The organism is Mesorhizobium sp. J8, from assembly GCF_016591715.1.
In the GTDB taxonomy this organism is placed as follows: domain Bacteria; phylum Pseudomonadota; class Alphaproteobacteria; order Rhizobiales; family Rhizobiaceae; genus Mesorhizobium.
The window spans coordinates 2407183-2429652 of sequence record NZ_AP024109.1; the positions used below are offsets into that span (position 1 = coordinate 2407183).

Genomic DNA, 22470 nt, shown 5'->3' on the forward strand with positions numbered 1-22470 from the left:
CGCTCACGCGCCGGTAATACGCCGGTGCACACGCTCCAGGCTTTCCGCGAAGGCCTCGAACGTTCCCCGCTCGGTCAACTCGCGCAACACCTGCTCGTTGATGCCGCCGCGCGTCGCATAGTCCTGCGCAAGATGCATGAAATCTTCGTCCGGCGCCGTGTCAGGCGCATTGGCCAGCGCCTTGAAGATGCTGGTGATGTAGTCGCGGGCCTTGTCGTCCGGAACGCCTTGGCCGCGCGTCCAGGCGTGGATCGTGTCGAGATATTTGAAATAGCTGGCATAGGTCGCGGTGACGACGCTGAGCGCGTCGAACTCGGCCTCGTCCTCGACCTCGATCACCCCGCCCAACCTGCCGAAGAAGGCCGCCACGACCGGGTCCGGCGGACAGATGAGCGTCGCGCCCTGCAGGCGCGCGATCATCGGCATCGGCAGCGCCTTGCCGACATGCGCCGCCGGCGCCACGAGGCCGGCGATCTCCTCGCGCGAGATCGTCGCGATCAGGCTGACGACGTGATGGTCCTTGCGGAACCGCAGCTCCTTCAGCACCTCGCGCGCGATCTGCGGCCGTACCGCCAGCATCACCGTGTCGCACTGGTCGAGCACGGCCTGGTTGTCGGCGGCAATGCGCACATCCGCGAAGCGCTGGGCAAGCGCCGCGGCGATCGCCTCGTTGCGCGGCGAGACCACCACCGGTGTCGTCTCGCCCGGCAGTGATTTCAGCCCGGTGACGATGGCCGAACTCAGCGCGCCTGTGCCGACAAAGCCAAGTTTCATGGAAGTGTTCGCCCTGCTTCGGATTGCCATCGACAATAGCGACGGCTTCTTCTTCGGCAAGAGGAGCGGGGCTGCGATTACGGCCCCGAGGCGATGAGGCTGCCGGGCGGGGCGACAGCCTCGCTTGAAGCCTGCTCAGCGCTTCGGCCCGAACCCCGGGTAAGGGTTGAGCGGCACGATCGCCGCGACGTCCATCATGCCGGCTTCGATCAGCGGCAGCGTGGCGAGGTGGGCGCGCACTTCGGCGTCGTCGGCCGCCTCGAACATGATGCCGGTGCCCGGAACGTCGCCGCGGTTCCAGATCTGGCGCACCGCGCCTTGCACGTAGAGCGTCTTGCGCTGTTCGGACTCTGGCGGGAGCAGCGGCGCGAAATCGGCGTCGCTGAACTTGTTGGTATTGCGGGTGAGCAGGGCAAAGAACTGCATGGCGGTCTCCTTCTGGCCGGTTGATGCCGCGAGATATCGCGCCGGCTGGTCAGACTGTCCAAGACTGATTAGGTTAAAGTTAGGACCTTTGCGGACTGAGATAGGAGCGAAGATGCTCGACCTGCGCCAGATCAGATATTTCGTCGCCGTCGCCGAGGCCGGCAATGTCGGCCGCGCCGCCGAGCAGTTGCACATTTCGCAATCGCCCTTGAGCCGGCAGATCATCCAACTGGAGGAGCAACTCGGCGTCGCGCTGTTCGAGCGCGCGAAGCAGCGCGTCCACCTCAATGCCGAGGGCAGGGCCTTCCTTGCCGAAGCGCGGGCGCTGCTTGCCAATGCGGCGCGGCTGGAAGAACTCGGCCGGAACCTCGCCAGCGGCGCCGCCGGCAGCCTGGCCATCGGCTATGTCGAGGGCGCGGTCCATTCCGGGCTTGTGGCCGCGATGCTGAAGGATTTCCGCCGCGCGCGGCCGGATTTCCATCTGCAGTTGCGTAGCCGGCGGACGGCGGCGCAGTTCGAGGACTTGAAACAGCGCGTGCTCGATCTCGGTTTCGTCTATTCGCCCGCGCCCAAGGGCGATCCCGATCTTGAAAGCATGCCGGTGCGGCGCGAGCCGTTGGTGCTGGCGATGCCCGAGGGCGACCGGCTCGCCGACGTCTCGGACATCGTGCCCGGCCAGCTCGACGGCCGCGTCTGGATCACCGTCGTGCGCCAGCCCGGCGACACCAACCGCGCGCAATTCCTGGCGGCCTGCCTCGAATCCGGCTTCATGCCCGACATTGCCTATGAGACGAACGACCCGTTGACCTCGCTTGGCCTGGTCAGCGCCGGCCTCGGCCTCGCCACGGTCCAGGAAAGCCTTGGAAGCGCGGCACCGCCCGGGGTGATCTTCCGCGACCTCCCCTGGTTCAAGCGCAGCGTGTCGATCCATCTGGCGTGGCGCAGAAACGATCGGCGGGCGGTGATTGGGGATTTGAGGAGGGCAGTAGGGCAGTAGGGCAGTAGGGCAGTAGGGCAGTAGGGCAGCGGTTCTGAGCACCATCCTTGGCATTCAAACATACTGCCTTACTGCCCTACTCCCTTAAACCTACATCTTGTCTATCACCGACTGGACGCCTTCCGTCGGCGCATCGACCGACGAGCCCGCGACCATGATGGCGGCGACGATCGCTTCCGGGTCGTCGACCACCAGCGGCTTGACCCTATGCGCGGTGTGGATGAAGCCTTCCTCGGACATATGCTCGATCAGCGCCAGCATCGGGTCCCAGAAACCCTTGACGTTGGCGAACACGATCGGCTTGCGGTGATGGCCGAGCTGCGCCCACGTCATGATCTCGACGATCTCCTCCACCGTGCCGATGCCGCCGGGCAGCGCCACAAAGGCGTCGGATTTCTCGAACATGCTGTGCTTGCGCTCGTGCATGTTGTCGGTGATCAGCAATTCATCGAGCTTGTCGAGGGCGGTCTCGGTCGCTTCCCTGTTGATCAGGAAGCGCGGGATGATGCCGGTGACCTTGCCGCCGGCCTTGAGCGCGCCATCGGCGACGGCGCCCATGATGCCCTTGGTGCCGCCGCCATAGATCAGGCGCAACCCGGATTTGGCAAGCGAGCGGCCAAGCGTATGGCCAGCCTTGATATAGGCCTCGTCGCGGCCCGGAGACGAGCCGCAATAGACGCAGACGGATCGAATCGTGTTCATGGCGATGATTGGTGATGGGGACGGTTGGCCGGGTCAAGCCCGCGAGCGGGCTTTTTCTTGTGAGCATGGAGAAAACACGCTAGACCGGGCGTTAGGTGGCTAAGGGGGCAACACGGAATTATGGCTATCAATCCTTCAAAGGCGTTTTTGTTCGCGACGGGCGGCGTTGTCGCCATCGCGGCGGTCGCCTACGGGTCGGGCGCGCTCGATCCTTACATCAACGACCAGAAGCCGGCGCAGGTCGCGGCGCTGCCGCAGGGCGATGCGAAACCGGCCGGATCCTCAAGCACGAGCACGGAGGCGCGCGTGCCTCAGGCTCCTTCAAACACGATGGCGCCGGCCAACACCATGGCACCCGCCAATAAGATGGCGCCGGCCGACAACGCCATGGCGCCGGCCAACACGATGGCATCCGCCAACAACGCGACGGCCCCGGCCGCGACGACGCCCGCTCAGGCGCCCGCCGCCGCCGGGGGACCGACGCTGCCGACCTTTGATGTCGTGCGCGTCGAAGGCAACGGCTCGATCGTCGTCGCCGGCAGCGCCGCGCCCAACGCCAAGGTCGAGATCCTGAATGGCGGCACCGTGCTCGGCTCGACCGATTCCGGGCCCGACGGCGCCTTCGCCATCGTGCTGGACGATCCGCTGAAGCCGGGCGACTATACGATCACGCTGCGCCAGACGGTCGGCGGCATTGCCGTCGCCTCGGCCCAGACCGCCGTCGTCTCGGTGCCGCAGAGCCCGACGGGCCAGGTGCTGGCCATGGTCGAGGAGCCGGGCAAGGCCTCGCAGTTGATCACCGTGCCGCAGGCCGAGACCAAGCCGGCGGCCCCGGCCGCGAGCGATCAGGCCGCTGCGCCCGCGGCCCAGGCTCCGACTGCGACCGCGCCGGCGCCGGCCGCGCCGGCCGCAGCCGGCACGGCGACCGCCGCCACCGATCAGGCCGCTGCTCCAGCAACCGCGCCGGCCGCTGCGGCGGAGCCCAAGATCGCCGTCGAAGCGGTTGAGATCGACGGCAGCAAGATCTTCGTCGCCGGCACGGCCGATCCGGGCCGCAAGGTGCGTGCCTATGCCGATGCCATCCTGCTCGGCGACGCCAAGACCTCGCCCGACGGGCATTTCCTGATCGAAGCGACGCGCGACATTCCGGTTGGCAGCTACACCATCCATGTCGACGGGCTGGACGATGACGGCGTCAAGGTCGTCGCCCGCGCCGCCGTGCCGTTCGAGCGCGAGCCCGGCGAGTCGATCGCCGCCGTCGCCCCGAATGAAACAAAGACCGGCGAGGCCAAGCCGGCGGAGACCAAGCCAGCACAGGTGCAGGGCGCCGGGTCCCTGGCCACGCAAGCCAAGCCGGGCGAGGCGGCCAAGCCTGCCGAGGCCCCTGCAAAGATCGCCGAGGCGACGCCTTCGACCGACGTGGCCGAGACGGTCGCGCCGAAGCTCGAACATGCCGATGGCTCCGTCATCATCCGTCGCAACGACACGCTCTGGCGCATCTCGCGGAGGGTCTACGGCCATGGCGTGCGCTATTCGACCATCTACCTCGCCAACAAGGACCAGATCCGCGATCCCGACCGCATCTGGCCGGGCCAGGTGTTCAAGGTGCCGTCCAAGTCGAAGGAAGGCGAGGACGCCGACATGAAGGCCATGGGCGAGCAGATGACCACGCCGAAGACGGAGTAGCGATTTCGTCATCCTAGGGCGGAGCTAGGAGCGAAGCGACACGCGCAGACCCTAGGATGACGAACGCGAATGGCGGGTGCCTCGCCCCAAACTCCCCATCCGCCTAGCTTGCCCCATGCCCGTCCATCGTCTATCGGCGATGGACGATGACCGAATCCTCCGAAATCCGCTGCAGCGACAGCCACGCCATGGCGCTCCGCCTGGCGGCGCTTTCGCATCCGGCGCGCATCGAGATCTTGAAGCGGTTGTCGGTCAGCTCCTGCTGTTCGTGCCGCGAGGTGGTTGATCATCTCGACCTCGCCCAGTCGACCGTTTCGCAACATCTGAAGGTGCTCGTCGAGGCGGGGCTGGTCCGTTTCGAGGCCAACCGCCAGCGCTCGCGCTACGCTGTCGACCACGCCGCGCTTGCGGGCGTCTCGGCCTCGCTCACCCAACTCGTCAACTCCTGCTGCCCCCCACCCAAAAGGCAAGACTAGTGGCCGAAAAAACCGTATCCGCCGAAGCCGGCACCCTTGCCACGCTGCGCAACCTCTGGCCCTATATGTGGCCGGCCGAGCGTGCCGATCTCCGGGCCCGCGTCACCTGGGCGACGCTGCTCCTTGTCGTTGCCAAGGTCACTCTGGTCGCCGGCCCCTATTTCTTCAAATGGGCGACCGATGCGCTGGCCCACGCCTCCAAGACGCCGCCGCCGCTGCCGGCCTTCCTGCTGGCGCCGGTTATGCTGGTCATCGCCTACAACGTGCTACGGCTGGTCCAGCTCGGCTTCAACCAGCTGCGCGACGCGCTGTTTGCCCGCGTCGGGCAATATGCGGTGCGCCAGCTCGCCTACCGCACCTTCGTCCATATGCATGAGTTGTCGCTGCGCTTCCATCTCGAACGCCGCACCGGCGGTCTGTCGCGCATTATCGAGCGCGGCACCAAAGGCATCGAGACGATCGTGCGCTTCATCATGCTGAACACGGCGCCGACCATCCTCGAATTCGCGCTGACGGCCGGCATCTTCGCCTTCACCTATGGCTGGAAATATGTCGCGGTGGTCGCCGTCACCGTCTGGCTCTATGTCTGGTTCACCGTCAAGGCCAGCGATTGGCGCATCTCGATCCGCCGCGACATGAACGACAGCGACACCGACGCCAACACCAAGGCAATCGATTCGCTGCTCAACTTCGAGACGGTCAAATATTTCACCAACGAGCGCATGGAGGCCGAGCGCTTCGACCGCTCGATGGCGCGCTACGAGATCGCCGCGACGAGGACCTGGACCTCGCTCGGCTGGCTGAATTTCGGCCAGGGCCTGATCTTCGGCCTGGGCACGGTCATCGTCATGTGCATGTCGGCGCTGGAGGTGCAGGCCGGCACGCAGAGCGTCGGCGACTTCGTCTTCATCAACGCCATGCTGATCCAGCTTTCGGTGCCGCTCAACTTCATTGGCTTCATCTACCGCGAAATAAGGCAAGGCCTGACCGATATCGAGCACATGTTCGACCTGCTCGACGTGCCTCAGGAGATCGTCGACAAGCCGGATGCGAAGCCTTTGAAGGTCGGCCCCGGCAAGGTCGAGTTCCGGGACGTGCATTTCTCCTACGACCCGAACCGCAAGATCCTGAAAGGTGTCTCCTTCGAGGTGCCGGCGGGCAAGACGGTGGCGATCGTCGGCCCGTCGGGCGCCGGCAAGTCGACCATTTCCAGGCTTCTGTTCCGCTTCTACGACGTGCAGCGCGGCCAGGTGCTGATCGACGGCCAGGATATCCGCGACGTAACGCAGGAGAGCCTGCGGGCCGTGCTCGGCATGGTGCCGCAGGACACCGTGCTCTTCAACGACACCATCGCGTACAACATCCGCTACGGCCGCATCGGCGCCAGCGAGGAGGAGGTGCGCAAGGCGGCCGAGCTCGCGCAGATCGGTCCCTTCATCGACAAGCTGCCGGAAGGCTACCGCTCGATGGTCGGCGAGCGCGGGCTGAAGCTGTCGGGCGGCGAGAAGCAGCGCGTGGCGATCGCCCGCACCATCCTCAAGGCGCCGCCTATCCTGATGCTCGACGAGGCCACCTCGGCGCTGGACACCCAGACCGAGCAGGAGATCCAGGCCGCGCTCGACCTCGTCAGCAAGGGCCGCACCACCATCGTCATCGCCCACCGTCTGTCGACGGTGATCTCGGCCGATGAGATCATCGTCTTGAAGGACGGTCAGATCGCCGAACGCGGCACGCATGCCGCGCTACTCGCCAAGCACGGCCTCTACGCCTCGATGTGGGACCGCCAGCGCGAGGCGACCGAAGCCGAGGAGCGCCTGCGCATCGCCCGCGAGAGCGACGAGTTGGGGGTGATTGTGAGGAGAAGGACGTCGGAGGTGAGCTAGCGCCTTCCCTTCTCCCCTTGTGGGAGAAGGTGGCCTCGCGAAGCGAGGTCGGATGAGGGGTGTTGGAAGGATCACTCCGAGGCAAGACTAAGCGCTTGAAGCATTTATTCCTTTCTCGTCCCATTCCTTCCAACACCCCTCATCCGTCTCGGCGCTGACGCGCCGATCCACCTTCTCCCACACGAGGAGAAGCGAAGGTGAAAATTCCCGCTTGACCTCAACTTAGCTTGAGCTTGCAAACCGTCTCCGAGCCACCTGCCAGGCAAACCTTCCAAATCGGAGACAGATCGAAATGAGCACTCAAAACCACCGCACCGGCAGCGTGTTCCGGGTCGACAAGTTCGTCGTGCCCGCGCAAGCGCGCGACGAAATCCTCAGCAAGGCGAGGATGACGCATGAATTGCTGCGCCGGCAGGAAGGCTTCGTGCAGGATTTCCTGCTCGAGCAGTTCTCCGGGCCGGGCGAGTTCAACATCGTCACCGTCGTCGAATGGGAAAGCCAGGAGGCCATCGACAAGGTGGTGCCGATCGTCAAGGCCGCGCATGAGCGCATCGCCTTCAGCGCCCAGGAAACCATCGCGCGCCTCGGTGTCAAAGCCGACATCGCCAACTACCAGCGCGTGCCGGAGGTGTAGGAGGTTATCCGAGCACAGCGGCGCCCAGCCGATGGGCGCCGCTCATCCTTATTCAATAGATCCGCCAAAGGGCTTTTATCTCCAACGGCTACTGATATTGTCTCGACAGAAATAGTCATCCATTTATTTTGGGCTACGGAAAATCTCGATGTTCGGGTTCTTCTCGCGCAAATCCAAAGAAACATCCGAGAAGAAATCACAAGCCGAGGATAAGCGAGGCGGCCTCCTCGTACCTCTGGTTGTCGTGCCTCGTTCAAAGATCGAACCGGCCGACGAAGAGCCATTTCATCTTGTCTTCGCAGTCATGCAATTCGTCGTGACGATGGTTTCCAAAGGACTCTATCGCTATCCGGAGATCAACCCTAAGGCGTTGCAGGTCTTTCATGCGGATCAGTACTCCTTGGAGGTGAAGAACGGCGGCCATAGCCAGTTCATCCACAATGCAGGCGGCGAAATCGACACTATGATTGCCAACGCCAGAGCCGGACTCAGCGCGTGTGGGGCAAAAGGGCAGCTGGTAACTTTGGAAAAGATGTCAGCCTGGATTGCCAAGCATCCTGACGAAGCAGCGAAACAAACGGGCTTTGAGGGTGGTCGCGACGATTTCCTGGATACACTTGATGATGCATTCTACGAAGCCGAGGACGCGATGCCGATGGAGGATTTGCTCGCGCGTTGGATCGCTTCTTGGCCCGATCTGCAAATTGTCGATGATGACGATTACAATGCTGCCATTGACCGACTGGTGCTGGCAAACCCCCAGCGCGAAGGCAGGCTTCTTCACGAGTCCGTTAGCAAACTGGTGCGTCAGATGTTGAGCCAGCGCGAAGTCGGTGCCGGCCTCGCCTGCGCAACGATATCGCCATCGGAGATCAAACTGGGGTTCGGCATGGCGAGGATGCTGGACGTCGAAGGCGAAAAGCAAATGGTCTTACAGCTGCGTACCGATGCCAACGAGCTCCGGCTATGCGCCCCAACAAAGACACACGTCGCGGTTTATGAGTACATCCCCGCTGAAGATCCTCCAGTAATCCGGCCGGCTGAGAACCTATTGGGAGCTAATGCACCGAGTGTCGGGGCACTGCTTGGACGTGCGGAACAGTCGGAGATTGAGACAGTGATCCAACTGTCTGAGCAAAATCATGCTCCTGTCGCTGTCGACCTTCTGCTACGCAAGGCTGGCTTTGACCCGCTAGGTGCCATCGTTTCAGCTAACTCGGTGGCGCAAACCGCGGAGGGGCCAGTTGTGAATTGGATGGTGCTGGCGTCTGACCGGACCTTCCTGTCCCTGTCTTCGCCAAATGGCAGTGTGCTCTTGTGTGGCGAGGATTATGAAAAGCTCGCCGAGGCTACGATGCCTGAACTCGGCGCGCACTTTGATCGCTCCGCTGCCGCCCGGTAATTACCTGCCCGCGTTCGCAGTATCCGTGCCCCGCCTATCCTCCCCATTGTTGCGTTGCGGGGAGGGGGGCTTTCCGCTATTGAGGCGCAACCTGAAACAGGGACCGCCCCCAGCCCTATGACGCTTCTCGACTCGGTCAAGAATACGTTCGTTCCGATCCATCGCGAAGGCTATCCCTTCATTGCCGCCTTCGCCGCGGCAACGCTGTTTCTCGGCTATTTCTCCTCGGTCCTGTTCTGGATCGGGCTGATCCTCACCGCCTGGTGCGTCTATTTCTACCGCGATCCCGAGCGCGTCACGCCGGTCGACGACCGGCTGGTGGTGAGCCCGGCCGACGGCGTGATCTCGGCGGTCGGACCCGCCGTGCCGCCGAGCGAGCTTGGCCTGGGCCCGGGCGAGATGACCCGCATCTCGGTGTTCATGAACGTGTTTTCCTGCCACATCAATCGCGCGCCGGTGCGCGGCCGGATCACGCGCATCGAGCACAAGCCCGGCAAGTTCCTCAATGCCGAGCTCGACAAGGCAAGCGCGGAGAACGAGCGCAACGGCCTTGTCATCGACAGCCCGAACGGAACGATCGCCGCCGTCCAGATCGCCGGCCTTGTGGCGCGCCGCATCGTCTGCTGGGCAGAGGCCGGCGGCACGATCGCCATCGGCGAGCGTTTCGGCCTCATTCGCTTCGGCTCGCGCGTCGATGTCTTCCTGCCGTCGAATGCCGTGCCGCGCGTCGCGGTCGGCCAGACGGCGGTCGGCGGCGAGACCGTGCTTGCCGAATTCGGCGGCACGGCGGTCACGCCCCTGGTCAGGATTTCCTGAGCGTTGGGCGCGCCGTTCAAGAAATTCGAGGCCCATGCCAGCGGTGGTCCGCGCATCCGCGAGATCCCGATGCGCATGGTGCTGCCCAACCTGGTCACGGTGCTTGCCATCTGCGCCGGGCTTTCGGGCATCCGCTTCGCCTTCGAGAACCGCTTCGAGATCGCGGTGGTCATGGTGTTGCTCGCTGCCTTCCTCGATGGCATCGACGGGCGGCTGGCGCGCATGCTGAAGGCCACCTCAAAATTCGGCGCGCAGATGGATTCGCTGGCCGACATCGTCAATTTCGGCGTCGCGCCGGCCCTGGTGCTCTATGCCTTCCTGCTCGACCGCGCCGGCTCGCCGGGCTGGATCGCCGCACTTCTCTTCACCATCGCCTGCGGCATGCGGCTTGCCCGTTTCAATGTGCTGGCCGACGATACGGACCAGCCCGCGTGGCAGAGCGAATATTTCGTCGGCGTGCCGGCCCCGGCGGGCGCGGTGCTGGTCATGCTGCCGCTCTATCTCTATTTCCTGCGCCTCGGGCTGGAACCGACCCGCCTGGCTGCCTTCATCGCCACCGGTTTCACCGTGCTCATCGCCTTCCTTCTGGTCAGCCGCCTCCCGGTCTATTCGGGCAAAAGCGTCAAGGTGCCGGGCGACAGGGTGCTGCCGGTCATCCTCGGCGTGGTGCTCTATATCCTCTTGCTGATGACCTATCCCTGGTACACGCTGACCGCTTCGGTCGCGGGATACTTGCTGTTCCTGCCGTTTTCGGTGCGCGCTTATTCGAAGCGGGCCATGCGCGAAGGCGAGAAGGTGCCGCCTTCGGATATCGGGTAGCGCGCCTACGCCGCCGCGCTCAATCCCAACCTGTCGATCGCCAGCTTGCGCGCCGAGATGTAATCCGTCTTGCCGGAGCCCAGCACCGGGATTTCTTCCACCTTGATGATGTCGTTTGGCACCATCAGCTCGGCAGCGCCCGCCTTCTTGCCGAACTGGCGCAGTTCCTCGGCACTGGCGTCGTCGGCGGTGGTGACCAGAACGATGCGCTCGCCGCGCCGCTTGTCGGGCACCGCCACCGCCGCGTGGCGCTCTTCCGGCCATAGCGACTGCACCAGCATCTCGACGGCGCCCAGCGACACCATCTCGCCGGCGATCTTGGCGAAGCGTTTTGCCCGGCCGCGGATGGTGATGAAGCCCTCGCGGTCGATCGAGACGATGTCGCCGGTGTCGTGCCAGCCTTCCAGCGGCTGCAATTCGCCGGGACGGTCGGCGCTCATGTAGCCCATCATCATGTTCGGCCCGTCGAGCCACAGCCGGCCGCCCTCGGCGATGCCTTCGACCGGCTCCAGCTTCATGCGGATCGCCGGCAGCGGCCGTCCGACCGTGCCGTCGCGGCCGTGGATGGCGGTGTTCACCGCCACGACCGGCGCGGCCTCGGTCAGGCCGAAACCTTCGACGATCGAGGCCTGGAAGCGGTCACGGTAAGTGCGCCGCGTCTCCGGCTTGACCGCTTCGGCGCCGGCCACGACGAAGCGCAGGCTGGAGAAGTCGCCGTCCTTGGCGGTGCGGGCATAGTTGGCGAGGAATGTGTCGGTGCCGAACATCACCGTCGGCTTCACCTTGCGGGCGATCTCGGGGATGATCTTGTAGTGCAGCGGCGAGGGGTAGAGGAACAGCTTTATCCCCAGCACCAGCGGCAGGATGGTACCGCCGGTCAGCCCAAAGGAGTGGAACGCCGGCAGCACGTTGAGCAGGGTGTCGACCGGCGAGACGGAGACGCGCGCCTCGGCCTGCATGACATTGGCGAGCAGGTTGCGGTTCGACAGCACCACCGCCTTTGGCGTGCCTTCCGAGCCGGAGGTGAACAGGATGACGGCTGGCTTTGACGCTTGCTGCCGCTGCAAAGGCAAGCGCCACAACAGTGCGGCCGCGACCTTGTCCAGGGTCGTCACGCTGGCGCGCACGTCTTCCAGCCACAGCATCTTGGCGCCACCCGCCTCGACCGCGGCGACGATGTCGTCGATGCCGGCCTTTTCGATGAAGGCACGCGACGAGATCACGGTGCGGATCACGGCGGTGCGGATCGCCGCGGTCACGCTCGCCGGGCCGGCGGTGTAGTTGATCATCGCCGCCACGCGCCCCGCCGAGATCAGGCCGACGAAGGTGAGCACCACGCCATTGGCGTTGGGCAACAGCACGCCGACCGCTTCGCCGGGCGCCGTCGCCGCCTCGAAATGGCGGCCGAGCACGCGCGCGCCGATGAACAGCTTGCGATAGCTGAGCGAACCGGAGATCACGTCCTCGATGATCGGACGCGAAGGGCCGATGCGATCGGCGGCGTCGCGCATGGCGAGGAACAGCCCGCGGTCGAGGTTGGCGCCGTAGAGCCGCGCCTCGGCGAAACGGTCGAACAGCGCGTTGGTGTTCGAGGCCATGTCGGGATTGCGCGCCACCAACTCGGCGATGGTCATCGGCTCCAGCACGCTCACCGAAAGCCGCGGGAACCAGTGGCGCGGCGCCTTCTCTTCCGGCGTCAGCGACACCGGCAGGTCGCGCGTGCCGGCGACGAAGATCGGCACGATGCGGGCATCCGCCTGCATGGCGATGCGGGTGATGGCGCGAAACAGCCGGAAGGATTTGACGTCCGGCTCGACATTGTCGGGCAGGTAGACGGCGAGCCGTCCCTTGCCCTTCAGCACGCGCACCAGCCGGCGGCTGACGAAGACATGCTCGGCGTTGAAGGCGATGGTGCGCGCAAGCTCGCGCCATGGTTCGAGCCAGGGCGAGCGCGCCGAGGCCCCGTCCAGTATATGCAGCGTGTCGTCGGGCAGCAGCGACAGCATCAGCGCCGGCTCGATGCGCGACTGGTGCCAGACCACATAGATCACCGGGGTCTTGGCGCTGCGGGCAATGCGGATGCGGTTGTCTGCGATGCGGTAGGCGAGCTTGAACGGTACATAGAGCAGCGCCTGGGTGAAGCGCAGGTCGAGCCGGAACCTTTCGATCACCGCAATCAGCAGCCAGGCGAACATAAGGCCCGCCAGCAGCGCCAGGGTCAGGATCATGCCGCTCTCTCCCAGTCTCCTCCAGGGCGCGGCTCTTGAGCGGCCGCTTCGGTGGCAAAGGGTAGCGGAAGCGCGGGCAAGGTCAATGTGGGGTGATGCACGGCATCCCCTTCTCCCCTTGTGGGAGAAGGTGGCCGAGCGAAGCTCGGACGGATGAGGGGTGCTGGAAGGATCGCTGCGCGGGAGAGTAAGCTCCTCAAAGCATTGAATTTTCAAGGCCGTGTTCCTTCCAGCACCCCTCATCCGTCTCGGCGCTGCGCGCCGATCCACCTTCTCCCACAAGGGGAGAAGGGGAAGACGGCGCCTATGCCGCCTTCAGCCTGCCGCTGATGAAGCGGAACTCCTGGCTCTTGCCGCCATAGCCATAGGCGGCCGCCGGCACCTCGTGCACGAAGGCGTAGCTTTCCTCATGCACGCCGCCCAGCAGCCGGCCGAAAGCCTCGAAGATCGCCGTGAGATAGGCTTCCAGCTCGAGCTTCGTATTGGTTCCGTCGACCACCTTGATGTCCAGCCAAAACGTGTTGGTGCCATGATCGGCCAGCGACTTGCCGCCCGCGAACCAGTGCTGCGGATCGATGTAGTTGACCGCAACCGCGGTGATGGTCGGATCCTTGCGCAGCTCCTTGGCGGTGATCTCGGTGATGTCCCTGGCGATGGCGGCGGATAGCTTGGCGTCCGGCCTGCCGGTGAGGCTGATGTTGATGATCGGCATTTTTGTCTCCTTTGGTTGGGGCGTCTCGCGCCTTCGATGAGAAGATCATGTCATCAGCATGCATTCAGAAAAATCGAATTGTTTTTGAGAAATGATTCGATATCATCGAAGTGTGGAAACGCTCGATCCCGACCTTCTGAAAACCTTCCTCGCCTTCGTCGATGGCGGCTCGCTCGCTAGGGCCGCGTCCACCGTCGGCCGCACGCCGTCGGCGGTGACCGCGCAGATGCAGCGCTTGGAAGAGATCGTCGGCGAGCCGCTGCTCATCCCGCAGGGCAGGGGCCGCGCGCTGACGCCTGCCGGTGAGGACCTCATCGGACATGCCCGGCGCATCCTTGCCGTGCACACCGAGGCGTGGCTGGCGCTGAAGGGCGCGCGCGCCGGCGGCCGCATCGCCATCGGCACGACACAGGATTTCGCCGACCATGGGCTGCCGGACTTACTCAGAGCCTTTGCCGCCAGCCATCCGCGCGTGAGGATCGAACTGCGCGTCGGCCGCTCCCTGGAGCTCGGGTCGGTGCTGCAGGCGGGCCAACTCGACCTCGCAATCACCATGCGCCATGCCCCCTCGCCGGATGAAGTGGCGTTGATCAGCGAGCCGATGCTTTGGCTCTGCTCCGAAAAAGGCCTGGCGGTGCGGCAGGAAGCGGTGCCGCTGGCGCTGCTCGATCCCTATTGCGGCTTCCGGGAAGCCGCGCTCAACGCGCTCGACGCTGCCGGCCGCCGCTACCGCATCGCCGCCGGCAGCGCCAGCCTTGCCGGCCTGCGCAGCGCGGTCAATGCCGGCATCGCGCTGACGCCGCGCACCCGGCGCTTCGCCCATTCCGGCATCGTCGAGGCGTCCGCCGATTTCGACCTCCCTCCGCTGCCGGTTGCCGATTTCGCCATCCGGCTCGGCCGGGAAGCCGCTCGCCCGGCGCGGGATCTGGCGGAACTGCTCGGCGACGGCCTCGCCCTGTCGTCCTGAACAAAATCGCGGCGGCTTTTCCCGGGAATTCCCCAAACCGAACAATTCGCAAAGAAAAAGCCGACCTTTTTGCGGGTCGGCTTCTAGTCGGACGGGTCGAGGGGTTTGGGGGGACTTGGGGGGTGACCCGTCGATCTAACAATGCCTGAACCGGATGATGGTTCCGTGACTGGCAAAATATTTTTAGGGGGCCGCCGATTTCGCCTTCAGCCAGTCGCGCCCGGCATGGGCAAAGACCGCGCAAAGCACGATGGCGCCGCCGACGACGCTGGCCATGGGTGGGACTTCACCCAGGAACAGCAGCGCAAACAGGATGGCGAACGGCACTTCGGCCGAGCCGAGCAGGCCGGATTCGGCGGCAGGGATGAGCCGCGAGCCTTCCGTCCATAGGATCGAGGCCAGCGCGAAGGAGCAGCCGAAAGTGGCAAGCAGCACCACGTCGCGCGTCGAGACGGCCAGCGGATCGGTGACGAACCAGCCGAGCACGAAGAGCAGGAAGGCTGAGACCGCGCCCGCCCAGACGACCGGGGAGTCGCGAAAAGCGCGCACCATGATCATGTAGAGCGCGCTGCCCGTGGTCATCAAAAGCGCCAGCCCGTCGCCGAACAGATGGCCGCTGCCGAGGCCGGCGCCCACCATGATGGCGACGCCGCACAGCGACACCGCCGCGGCGACCATCGTCTGCAGCCGGAATCTCTCCCGCACCAGAAGGAAAGCAAGAAGTGCGGCGATGAAGGGTGAGGTTGCGTAGATCACCGCGACATTGGCGACATAGGTGAATTTGAAGGCCGAAATGAAGGCGATGCTGGCGGCAGCACCCTCGACCGCGAGCAGCCAGCCGCGCCAGCCGAGTTTCAGGCTCTCTCGTCCACCCGAGCGGCGCCGCCGCCACAGCACATAGAGCGCGATCAGGATCGAGCCGAAAAAACCGCGCCAGCATGTGATCGTCAGCGGATCCGCATGGATCGACTTGGTCAGCACGCCGGTGAGTGCGAAAGCGATGGCGGATGCCGACACCAGGATGATACCGAGCGTGCGCTCGGCCGCCACGTCGGTGGCAGGCGTAAGCTTTTCGGGCATGTCGAGCGTATCCGTCATGGCGCCAGCCTATCCAGTTGCTCCTGACAGCTCTCTGTCATGAGGCGTGCTCCCGCCTGCGGAAATGCTCGTTGCCGACGATGAGCAGGCCGGCGCCGACGATCAGCGCCGCGCCCATGAACACTTCCGTGCGCGGCACGTCGCCCCAGATGGCGTAGCCCAGCGCGAAGGCCCAGACCAGCGAAGTGTATTCGAAGGGTGCGATAATCGACACCGGCGCGCGCTTCATGCCTTCGAAAAGCACATATTGCGCCACCCCGCCGAGCGCTCCGACGCTGACAAGCAAAAGAAGCTGCCGCCCGTCGGGCATGCGCCACCACAGCAGCGCCGGCACCGCCGAGAAGAGCAGGAAATAGAAATTGTTGAGCACGAGCTGGATCGTCGTACGCTCCTGCAGCGCCGTCTTGCGCAGGAGCACCACGGCGACCCCCCAAAGCACGGCCGCCGCCAGCACCAGAAGCACCGGCATGGAGAGGCCGAGCCGCGTCGGATCGCAGGCGATGAAGACGCCGACGAAGCCGATGAACACCGCCAGCCAGCGCAACAGCGGCACCGTCTCGCCCAGGATCAGCACCGACAGCACGGTGACGATGATGGGTGCCGCGTAATAGATGGTGGTGAGCTCGGCGAGTTGCAGCGAACGCGCGGCGTTGTAGTAGCAGAGCCAGGCGGCGAGCGTGAAGGCGCTGCGCACCAGCATCGGCTTGACGATCGGGGAGTCGACCGTGTCGGCGAACAGCCGTTTGCCGCCGATCGCGCCGCAGGCGAGGAGCACGGTGATCGAGCGGACGAACATGATCTGCCAGACCGTCATGCCGGCAACCAGGAGCTTGATCGAGGCGTCCTGCGCCGAAAACAGGAAATAGGCGGCGGCCGTGAACAGGATGCCGGCCAGCACCCTTTCGCGGCTTTCGAGGACGACGACTTCGGCCATTCGGTTTCTGCGTGTTTGCGTGAAGCGGTTCCGCCTCAGTCGGGACCGTTGCTCCAGCTATACGGGCGAAAGCTTGCACGGCGCTGCTCCAGCGCGGCGCTTGCGTTGGCGCAGGTCGTTGCCGGGGCCGGTCGAGGGCTACTGCGTCGCCTGGAAGAGCTCCGATGCCGCATCCTTCAGCGCGCGCCGCCCGTCCGGTCGCAGATACATCATGTGGCCGCCCTCGACGACGTCGAGGCGGATCGGCTTGGCGTCGCCGAGAGAGGGAAGCTGATTCACCAGATAGCGCGAGGCGAGATAGGGCGTGACGAGGTCGGTATAGCCGTTGACGATGACCACGCCGAGCGCCGGGTTGAGCGAGCGCGCCCGCTGCAGGTCGTTCATCACGCCTGCATAGCCCTGGCCCGATGTGCCGTAATCCCAGTTGCGGCTGATCTCGCCATTGAGCAGCCGGTAGCTGACATCGGTGCGGTAGTTGAGCTCGTCGCGGGCATAGGCGACGAAGGCGGAAGTCAGCGCCGGAACGCTGCGGTCGAGCACCGGGTCAGGGCCGGCGTCATGCGCGCTTTGCGGCGCGATGTCGGCGGTGCCGATGGTGGCGTCATAGGGGCTGAGCACCTTGCCCGTGGCGCGCTGGAATTCCTTGGCGAAGAGGCCGATGGGGACGCGGGCGAAATTCCGCTGGACGAGGTCGAGCGGCAGGCCGGTGACCTCCGACACGCGCCCGCTAGCGAGCTTTCCTCCTTGCTCCAGCCCGCTGTTCAGCGCTGTCAGGTAATCGCCGAGCGCGTAATGCTCGACTTCGGCCAGCCTGTCGCGCAATGCGTCGCCGCTGATGCCGTCGCCCTTGAGCCGCGTTGCCGCCAGCGAAGGCAGCTCCAGCGCCCAGTGCAATTGGTCGAACTGGTCGGGCCGCACCAGCATGAACTCCAGCGCCGGCGAGATCAGCACGATGCCGCTGGGGCTCGAGCCCACATCCTCCTGCAGCGTGCGGGCAAGCAGCGCGGCGCGAAAGCCGCCATAGCTTTCGCCGGCGAGATAGAGCGGCGATCCGGTGCGGCCGTTCTGCGCCAGATAGAGCCGGATGAAGGCGCCGACCGAGCTGGCGTCGGCATCGACGCTCCAGAATTCCTTCGGCTCGTGCCCCGGCGCTTCACGGCTGTAGCCGGTGCCGACCGGATCGACGAAGACGAGATCGCTCATGTCGAGCCAACTGTCGGGATTGTCGATGAGCTTTTGCGGCGGCCGCCGGAACTCGCCGTCGGTTGCGGTCTCGACGATGCGCGGTCCGATGGCGCCGAGATGCAGATAGGCCGAAGCAGCACCGGGGCCGCCGTTGAAGACGAAGGTGATCGGCCGATCCTTCGCCGGGGCGGGCGATTGCTGCGTGTAGGCGACATAGAAAATCTCGGCCGTGACCTCGCCCTTGCCGGACAACAGCGACAGCGTGCCGGCCTTGGCCTGGTAGTCCAGCTTGCGCCCGCCAAGCGTGATCGAATGCTCGGTCACTTGTGGCGGCGGCAGGAGCGACAGCACGCCGCCTTGCGGTGCCGGACGCTCCGGTGCTTCGGCGGCGAAGCTTGGCAGTGCGAGGGCGAGCGCCAGGAAGGCGAGGGCAATGAGCTTGGATCGCATGAGAGCTCCGCTTGGATGGCATCCGCAAAAGTATGGCCGGGGCGGCAGATGTCAAAGGGGGCGTCTCACGACTTGGCTTCCTCGCCCCCGCCAACGGCGGGGAAGAGGTGTCCGCGAAGCGGACGGAGAGGGGGCCTTCATAGGGCGCTCCCCTCTCCGTCTCGGCTTCGCCGAGCCACCTCTCCCGATTTCATGGGGCGAGGAACCCAAGCTGGAATTATGTGCTATCTACCGTCAAAGACGTATCGGAAGGACAACCCAATGGACGCAGCCGCACTCAAGGCCATGCAGGCTCCGCTGAAGGACGCCTATCGCGACGACGCCGCCAAGGCGCTGATTACGCTGAAAGCCCGCGGAACGCTCGACGACCAGTCGATCGCCTGCAAGGTGGAGACGGGCAGGGCGCTCGCAATTGCCGGGCTTCATCCGGCCACCGGCGGCTCGGGCCTCGAGCTCTGCTCGGGCGATATGTTGCTCGAAGCACTGGTCGCTTGTGCCGGCGTGACGCTGAAAGCGGTGGCGACGGCGCTGGAGTTCAAGCTCGGCAACGCCACTGTCGAGGCCGAGGGCGACCTTGATTTTCGCGGCACGCTCGGCGTCGCCCGGGACGCGCCGGTCGGCTTCCGCGAGATAAGACTGAAATTCGACCTCGACACCGACGAGCCGCAAGAGCGCATCGATTCGCTCATGAAGCTCACCGAGCGCTACTGCGTGGTGTTCCAGACGATCAACAACAAGCCGGCGTTGATCGTGAGCGCGGGGCGCTGAAGCGCGACGCCCTCTCATCCGGCCGCTTCGCGGCCACCTTCTCCCCGGTGGGGAGAAGAGCTTGGCGCCGGCACTGACAGCCTCCTCTCCCCACCGGGGAGAGGTCAGCCGAGCGAAGCGGAGGCTGGGTGAGGGGAAATACCCGCTACTGCGCCGACGGCGTCTCCGCATCCCCTTCGTCGGTGAAGGGCGAGGCGCTCGGCACGCATTGCACGGCCCAGCCCTGCGGCGTCGGCTGCTTCTGATATTCGGTGATGGCGTTGGTGCACTGCTCGCGGGTGTCGAAGGTACTGGGCAGCACCACCATGCCGCCTTGCGGGCCGGCGATCACCAGATACCAGACCAACGCTACGCTGGGAGTGGCAGCCATGGGTATTCCTCACTTTGCTCGAATGTCGGAGTCGGACCGATCCTAGCAACTCCCTCGGCACGGCGAAAGCAGGGCGGCGGCACACGCTTTCCCCGGCCCGTTCACAGACCCGTGAACAGACCGATCGGGCTTCGGGCTCACTCGACTGCGAAGCAGTAGAACAGGCCGTCGCCGCCGGTGCCCTTGAGCGCCTCCTGGCTGCAGCCGCCCCGCGAGGCATGCGAGGAATTCCACGACTTCGCCGCAGCCGAATCGTCGAGCCCCGTGCGGTCGTGATGGCCCATCATGGCGGCACCCTCGGCGCCGCTCATCGTCCAGTCGCCGCAGGTCTGGTCGGCGATCCTGGTGCCGTCGGGCTTGGAGCCGGTCAGCATGTCGTGCCGGTTGGGCGTATCGCCGCGGCCGTTGACCGTCTCGCCCTTTTCGGTCAGCGCCGTCTGCTTGGTGATCCCGTTGGCGTCGCTGTGCAGCGAGGCGACATCGTCGGCGATCTTCTCGCCCTTGGCGTTGAACCACGGACCCTTGCCGATGCGGTCGCGCGCATCCTCGGTGCTGGAGGAAAGATAGGCATGCCAAGTCTTGCCGGTGACGCCGGCCGCTTCCGCGAGCGAGGTGCAATGCGCATCGGCGCCTTTCAGTCCGCCCAGATCGGCGCCCTTGCCAGAGCCGACGCTGGTGACGAAGAAACTCATGGTCTTGTCTTGCGAGAGGGCTGCGCCAGCGGATGCGGCAAGTGCCGCGACAGTGGCGATGGCGGCAACGAGAATGGGTCTACGCATGTCGGTCCTCCGGTTTCGAATGCCTTGCATTCGAAGAACGTTGCCGGAGCCCGGTTTAATCCGGTCTGAGCTTCTTTATTCCGGCTGCCGGTAGGCGACGAAGCGGTTGTGCTTGGCCTGGAAGATCAGGCCGCTCTCCTTCAATTCCGGGCTTGCCAGCGGCACGATCCGCCTGGCGATCTCGGACGGATGCGGCAGCGTCTCCGGATCCTCGCCGGGCATGGCCTGGGCGCGCATTGCCGTGCGGGTCGCGCCGGGATCGGCGGCGTTCACCCTCAGCGGCAGGCTTTCGGTCTCATGCGCCCATGAGCGCATCATCGTTTCGACCGCGGCCTTGGAAGCCGCGTAGGGCGCCCAGAAGGCGCGTGCCGAATGCGCCGCGTTGGAGGTCATGATGATGGCGCGGCCGGCGTCGGAGAGCCTGAGCAACGGGTCGACCGAACGGATCAGCCGCCAGGTCGAGGTGACGTTGACGGTCATCACCTTCTCGAACGTCTTGGCCTCGACATGGCCGATCGGCGAGATGACGCCGAGCACGCCGGCATTGGCCACCAATATGTCGAGCTTGCCCCAGCGCTCGTGGATCGCGCCGCCCAGCCGGTCGATGCCGGGCATGTCGGTCAGATCGAGCGGCACCAGCGTCGCCTGGCCGCGGCCGTCGGCCTTGATCTGGTCGTCGAGCTCTTCCAGCCCGCCCACCGTGCGCGCCACCGCGACCACATGCGCGCCGGCCGCCGCCAGCTCCCTGGCGATGAAATAGCCAATGCCGCGCGAGGCGCCGGTTACGACCGCCACGCGGCCGGAAAGGTCGAGAGTCATTTCAGGAATTTCCGTAAAGTGCGATTACGACCCGCCGCTCGCCAGCAGCGACAGCGTGCGCACATTGTCGTGGCCTTCGAAGTCGAGCAGGCGGGTGGGATACTGTCCGGTGAAGCAGGCGTCGCAGAATTGCGGCTGGTCGTTGTCGCGGCGCGCTTCGCCGACGGCGCGGTACAGTCCGTCGATCGAGAGAAAACCGAGCGAATCGACGCGGATGAATTCCGCCATCTCCTCGACCGACATGCGCGATGCCAAGAGCTTCGACTTCTCCGGCGTGTCGACGCCGTAGAAGCAGGACGCGCTGGTCGGCGGCGAGGCGATGCGCATATGCACTTCCTTCGCGCCGGCATCGCGCACCATCTGCACGATCTTCTGGCTGGTGGTGCCGCGCACGATCGAATCGTCGACCAGCACCACGCGCTTGCCCTCGATCATGCGGCGGTTGGCGTTGTGCTTCAGCTTGACGCCCATGTGGCGGATCGAATCGCCCGGCTGGATGAAGGTGCGGCCGACATAGTGGTTGCGGATGATGCCGAGCTCGAAGGGAATGCCGGCGGCCTGTGAGAAGCCGATCGCGGCCGGCGTGCCGGAATCCGGCACCGGCACGACGATGTCGGCCTCGACCGGATTTTCCTGCGCGAGCTCGGCGCCGATGCGCTTCCTCACATCATAGACGTTGCGGCCTTCCACCGAGGAATCCGGCCGCGCGAAATAGACATATTCGAAGATGCAGAAACGCGTCTTCTGCGGCTCGAACGGAAAAATGCTCTCGATGCCTTTGGAGGTGACGACCACCATCTCGCCAGGCTTGATGTCGCGCACGAAGCGGGCGCCGATGATGTCGAGCGCGCAGGTTTCGGAAGCGAGGATCCAGGCGCCGTCGAGATCGCCCAGCACCAGCGGGCGGATGCCGAGCGGATCGCGGCAGCCGATCATCTTCTTGGCCGTCATCGCCACCAGTGAGAAAGCGCCCTCGACCTGGCGCACGGCGTCGATGAAACGCGAGTTCAAATCGCGCTCCTTGCTGGTCGCGACCAAGTGCAGCAGCGTCTCGGTGTCGGAGGTCGAGGAGAAGATCGAGCCCTGCTTCTGCAGGGTGCGCTGGACGGTGAGCGCGTTGGTGAGGTTGCCGTTATGGGCGACCGCCAGGCCGCCCTCGGCGAGTTCGGCGAAGAAAGGCTGGATGTTGCGAAGGCCCGCGCCGCCTGTGGTGGCGTAGCGCGTATGGCCGATGGCGCGGTTGCCCGGCAGGCGGTCGAGCACGTGCTGCTTGGTGAATGTGTCGCCGATCAGGCCGACATGGCGCTCGACATGGAACTGGGTGCCGTCATAGGAGACGATGCCGGCCGCTTCCTGGCCGCGATGCTGCAAGGCGTGAAGGCCGAGTGTAACGATGGCGGCCGCGTCCTGCCGGCCGAAAATGCCGAACACGCCGCATTCGTCATGGAAATGGTCGTCGGCCTCGGCGGAAAGGACTTTGCCTTCGTCTGCCGTTGAGTCTGCCATCTGGTGCTCAAGCTCCGCTAAAGCTGCCATATAGGGCCA

At 65.1% G+C, this 22470-nt stretch carries 22 protein-coding genes; 10 read left to right on the top strand and 12 right to left on the bottom strand.

Annotation, left to right across the window (positions count from 1 at the left end):
* Positions 1 to 3: 3 nt before the first annotated feature.
* Together MJ8_RS11045 and MJ8_RS11050 are read right to left on the bottom strand one after the other, a co-directional pair.
* Entirely contained in the window at positions 4 to 774 is a 771-nt protein-coding gene (locus MJ8_RS11045; RefSeq protein WP_201414397.1) for a pyrroline-5-carboxylate reductase, read from the bottom strand.
* A gap of 135 nt (positions 775 to 909) precedes the next feature.
* A complete protein-coding gene (locus tag MJ8_RS11050) occupies positions 910 to 1200 on the bottom strand; it encodes a muconolactone Delta-isomerase family protein (protein WP_201414398.1) in 291 nt (96 codons plus the stop codon).
* Between the two features lie 112 nt (positions 1201 to 1312).
* On the opposite strand from MJ8_RS11050, the gene MJ8_RS11055 reads away from it, so the two are divergent.
* Positions 1313 to 2197, top strand: coding sequence for a LysR substrate-binding domain-containing protein (locus tag MJ8_RS11055; RefSeq protein ID WP_201414399.1), 885 nt, complete (start codon positions 1313 to 1315; stop codon positions 2195 to 2197).
* 90 nt (positions 2198 to 2287) lie between these two features.
* Here the strand turns inward: MJ8_RS11055 and MJ8_RS11060 are convergent, their stop codons facing one another.
* A complete protein-coding gene (locus MJ8_RS11060) occupies positions 2288 to 2899 on the bottom strand; it encodes a TIGR00730 family Rossman fold protein (protein ID WP_201414400.1) in 612 nt (203 codons plus the stop codon).
* Positions 2900 to 3019: 120 nt separating this feature from the next.
* Here MJ8_RS11060 and MJ8_RS11065 point away from each other — a divergent pair, with 120 nt between their 5' ends.
* From MJ8_RS11065 to MJ8_RS11095, 7 genes are all read left to right on the top strand, one after another.
* Entirely contained in the window at positions 3020 to 4585 is a 1566-nt protein-coding gene (locus MJ8_RS11065; protein ID WP_201414401.1) for a LysM peptidoglycan-binding domain-containing protein, read from the top strand.
* Between the two features lie 146 nt (positions 4586 to 4731).
* Positions 4732 to 5061 carry an ArsR/SmtB family transcription factor gene (locus MJ8_RS11070; protein WP_201414402.1) on the top strand — a complete coding sequence of 110 codons (330 nt, stop codon included), beginning with the start codon at positions 4732 to 4734 and terminating at the stop codon, positions 5059 to 5061.
* Positions 5061 to 6944: an ABCB family ABC transporter ATP-binding protein/permease gene (locus MJ8_RS11075; protein ID WP_201414403.1), complete on the top strand. Its 1884-nt coding sequence runs from the start codon at positions 5061 to 5063 to the stop codon at positions 6942 to 6944. Before MJ8_RS11070 ends, MJ8_RS11075 begins: the two co-directional genes overlap by 1 nt.
* A gap of 292 nt (positions 6945 to 7236) precedes the next feature.
* Positions 7237 to 7578, top strand: coding sequence for an antibiotic biosynthesis monooxygenase family protein (locus MJ8_RS11080; protein WP_201414404.1), 342 nt, complete (start codon positions 7237 to 7239; stop codon positions 7576 to 7578).
* Positions 7579 to 7726: 148 nt separating this feature from the next.
* The gene (locus tag MJ8_RS11085) at positions 7727 to 8980 is read left to right on the top strand and encodes a DUF4375 domain-containing protein (protein ID WP_201414405.1); all 1254 of its coding nucleotides are present in this window, start codon (positions 7727 to 7729) and stop codon (positions 8978 to 8980) included.
* Between the two features lie 117 nt (positions 8981 to 9097).
* Positions 9098 to 9796 carry a phosphatidylserine decarboxylase gene (locus MJ8_RS11090; RefSeq protein WP_201414406.1) on the top strand — a complete coding sequence of 233 codons (699 nt, stop codon included), beginning with the start codon at positions 9098 to 9100 and terminating at the stop codon, positions 9794 to 9796.
* Between the two features lie 3 nt (positions 9797 to 9799).
* Positions 9800 to 10615 (top strand): CDP-alcohol phosphatidyltransferase family protein, encoded by an 816-nt coding sequence (locus MJ8_RS11095; protein ID WP_201414407.1) that lies wholly within the window; start codon positions 9800 to 9802, stop codon positions 10613 to 10615.
* A gap of 5 nt (positions 10616 to 10620) precedes the next feature.
* On the opposite strand, the gene MJ8_RS11100 is transcribed toward MJ8_RS11095, so the two are convergent.
* A complete protein-coding gene (locus tag MJ8_RS11100; RefSeq protein WP_201414408.1) occupies positions 10621 to 12843 on the bottom strand; it encodes an AMP-binding protein in 2223 nt (740 codons plus the stop codon).
* A gap of 304 nt (positions 12844 to 13147) precedes the next feature.
* On the bottom strand, positions 13148 to 13555 hold the full coding sequence (locus MJ8_RS11105; protein ID WP_201414409.1) for a tautomerase family protein: 408 nt from the start codon (positions 13553 to 13555) through the stop codon (positions 13148 to 13150).
* 112 nt (positions 13556 to 13667) lie between these two features.
* On the opposite strand from MJ8_RS11105, the gene MJ8_RS11110 reads away from it, so the two are divergent.
* Positions 13668 to 14522: a LysR substrate-binding domain-containing protein gene (locus MJ8_RS11110; RefSeq protein ID WP_201415392.1), complete on the top strand. Its 855-nt coding sequence runs from the start codon at positions 13668 to 13670 to the stop codon at positions 14520 to 14522.
* A gap of 183 nt (positions 14523 to 14705) precedes the next feature.
* On the opposite strand, the gene MJ8_RS11115 is transcribed toward MJ8_RS11110, so the two are convergent.
* The 3 genes from MJ8_RS11115 to MJ8_RS11125 form a co-directional block, all read right to left on the bottom strand.
* The gene (locus MJ8_RS11115; RefSeq protein WP_225248223.1) at positions 14706 to 15620 is read right to left on the bottom strand and encodes a DMT family transporter; all 915 of its coding nucleotides are present in this window, start codon (positions 15618 to 15620) and stop codon (positions 14706 to 14708) included.
* Positions 15621 to 15657: 37 nt separating this feature from the next.
* A complete protein-coding gene (locus MJ8_RS11120) occupies positions 15658 to 16554 on the bottom strand; it encodes a DMT family transporter (protein WP_201414410.1) in 897 nt (298 codons plus the stop codon).
* Between the two features lie 138 nt (positions 16555 to 16692).
* The gene (locus MJ8_RS11125; RefSeq protein WP_201414411.1) at positions 16693 to 18189 is read right to left on the bottom strand and encodes a S10 family peptidase; all 1497 of its coding nucleotides are present in this window, start codon (positions 18187 to 18189) and stop codon (positions 16693 to 16695) included.
* Between the two features lie 261 nt (positions 18190 to 18450).
* Here MJ8_RS11125 and MJ8_RS11130 point away from each other — a divergent pair, with 261 nt between their 5' ends.
* Positions 18451 to 18957: an OsmC family protein gene (locus MJ8_RS11130; protein ID WP_201414412.1), complete on the top strand. Its 507-nt coding sequence runs from the start codon at positions 18451 to 18453 to the stop codon at positions 18955 to 18957.
* A gap of 145 nt (positions 18958 to 19102) precedes the next feature.
* On the opposite strand, the gene MJ8_RS11135 is transcribed toward MJ8_RS11130, so the two are convergent.
* From MJ8_RS11135 to purF, 4 genes are all read right to left on the bottom strand, one after another.
* The gene (locus tag MJ8_RS11135; RefSeq protein WP_041008353.1) at positions 19103 to 19327 is read right to left on the bottom strand and encodes a hypothetical protein; all 225 of its coding nucleotides are present in this window, start codon (positions 19325 to 19327) and stop codon (positions 19103 to 19105) included.
* Positions 19328 to 19464: 137 nt separating this feature from the next.
* Positions 19465 to 20106, bottom strand: coding sequence for a hypothetical protein (locus tag MJ8_RS11140; RefSeq protein ID WP_201414413.1), 642 nt, complete (start codon positions 20104 to 20106; stop codon positions 19465 to 19467).
* A gap of 75 nt (positions 20107 to 20181) precedes the next feature.
* Complete coding sequence (locus MJ8_RS11145) at positions 20182 to 20925, bottom strand: SDR family NAD(P)-dependent oxidoreductase (RefSeq protein WP_201414414.1); 744 nt, start codon at positions 20923 to 20925, stop codon at positions 20182 to 20184.
* 24 nt (positions 20926 to 20949) lie between these two features.
* Positions 20950 to 22431 carry an amidophosphoribosyltransferase gene (gene purF / locus MJ8_RS11150; protein ID WP_201414415.1) on the bottom strand — a complete coding sequence of 494 codons (1482 nt, stop codon included), beginning with the start codon at positions 22429 to 22431 and terminating at the stop codon, positions 20950 to 20952.
* Between the last annotated feature and the right edge of the window lie 39 nt (positions 22432 to 22470).

Coding starts and splice junctions, on each gene's coding strand:
- MJ8_RS11070 (WP_201414402.1), top strand. CDS start 4,732: ATGACCGAATCCTCCGAAATCCGCTGCAGCGACAGCCACGCCATGGCG.
- MJ8_RS11055 (WP_201414399.1), top strand. CDS start 1,313: ATGCTCGACCTGCGCCAGATCAGATATTTCGTCGCCGTCGCCGAGGCC.
- MJ8_RS11060 (WP_201414400.1), bottom strand. CDS start 2,899: ATGAACACGATTCGATCCGTCTGCGTCTATTGCGGCTCGTCTCCGGGC.
- purF (WP_201414415.1), bottom strand. CDS start 22,431: ATGGCAGACTCAACGGCAGACGAAGGCAAAGTCCTTTCCGCCGAGGCC.
- MJ8_RS11115 (WP_225248223.1), bottom strand. CDS start 15,620: ATGACGGATACGCTCGACATGCCCGAAAAGCTTACGCCTGCCACCGAC.
- MJ8_RS11080 (WP_201414404.1), top strand. CDS start 7,237: ATGAGCACTCAAAACCACCGCACCGGCAGCGTGTTCCGGGTCGACAAG.
- MJ8_RS11105 (WP_201414409.1), bottom strand. CDS start 13,555: ATGCCGATCATCAACATCAGCCTCACCGGCAGGCCGGACGCCAAGCTA.
- MJ8_RS11045 (WP_201414397.1), bottom strand. CDS start 774: ATGAAACTTGGCTTTGTCGGCACAGGCGCGCTGAGTTCGGCCATCGTC.
- MJ8_RS11090 (WP_201414406.1), top strand. CDS start 9,098: ATGACGCTTCTCGACTCGGTCAAGAATACGTTCGTTCCGATCCATCGC.
- MJ8_RS11050 (WP_201414398.1), bottom strand. CDS start 1,200: ATGCAGTTCTTTGCCCTGCTCACCCGCAATACCAACAAGTTCAGCGAC.
- MJ8_RS11100 (WP_201414408.1), bottom strand. CDS start 12,843: ATGATCCTGACCCTGGCGCTGCTGGCGGGCCTTATGTTCGCCTGGCTG.
- MJ8_RS11145 (WP_201414414.1), bottom strand. CDS start 20,925: ATGACTCTCGACCTTTCCGGCCGCGTGGCGGTCGTAACCGGCGCCTCG.
- MJ8_RS11065 (WP_201414401.1), top strand. CDS start 3,020: ATGGCTATCAATCCTTCAAAGGCGTTTTTGTTCGCGACGGGCGGCGTT.
- MJ8_RS11125 (WP_201414411.1), bottom strand. CDS start 18,189: ATGCGATCCAAGCTCATTGCCCTCGCCTTCCTGGCGCTCGCCCTCGCA.
- MJ8_RS11135 (WP_041008353.1), bottom strand. CDS start 19,327: ATGGCTGCCACTCCCAGCGTAGCGTTGGTCTGGTATCTGGTGATCGCC.
- MJ8_RS11120 (WP_201414410.1), bottom strand. CDS start 16,554: ATGGCCGAAGTCGTCGTCCTCGAAAGCCGCGAAAGGGTGCTGGCCGGC.
- MJ8_RS11130 (WP_201414412.1), top strand. CDS start 18,451: ATGGACGCAGCCGCACTCAAGGCCATGCAGGCTCCGCTGAAGGACGCC.
- MJ8_RS11140 (WP_201414413.1), bottom strand. CDS start 20,106: ATGCGTAGACCCATTCTCGTTGCCGCCATCGCCACTGTCGCGGCACTT.
- MJ8_RS11085 (WP_201414405.1), top strand. CDS start 7,727: ATGTTCGGGTTCTTCTCGCGCAAATCCAAAGAAACATCCGAGAAGAAA.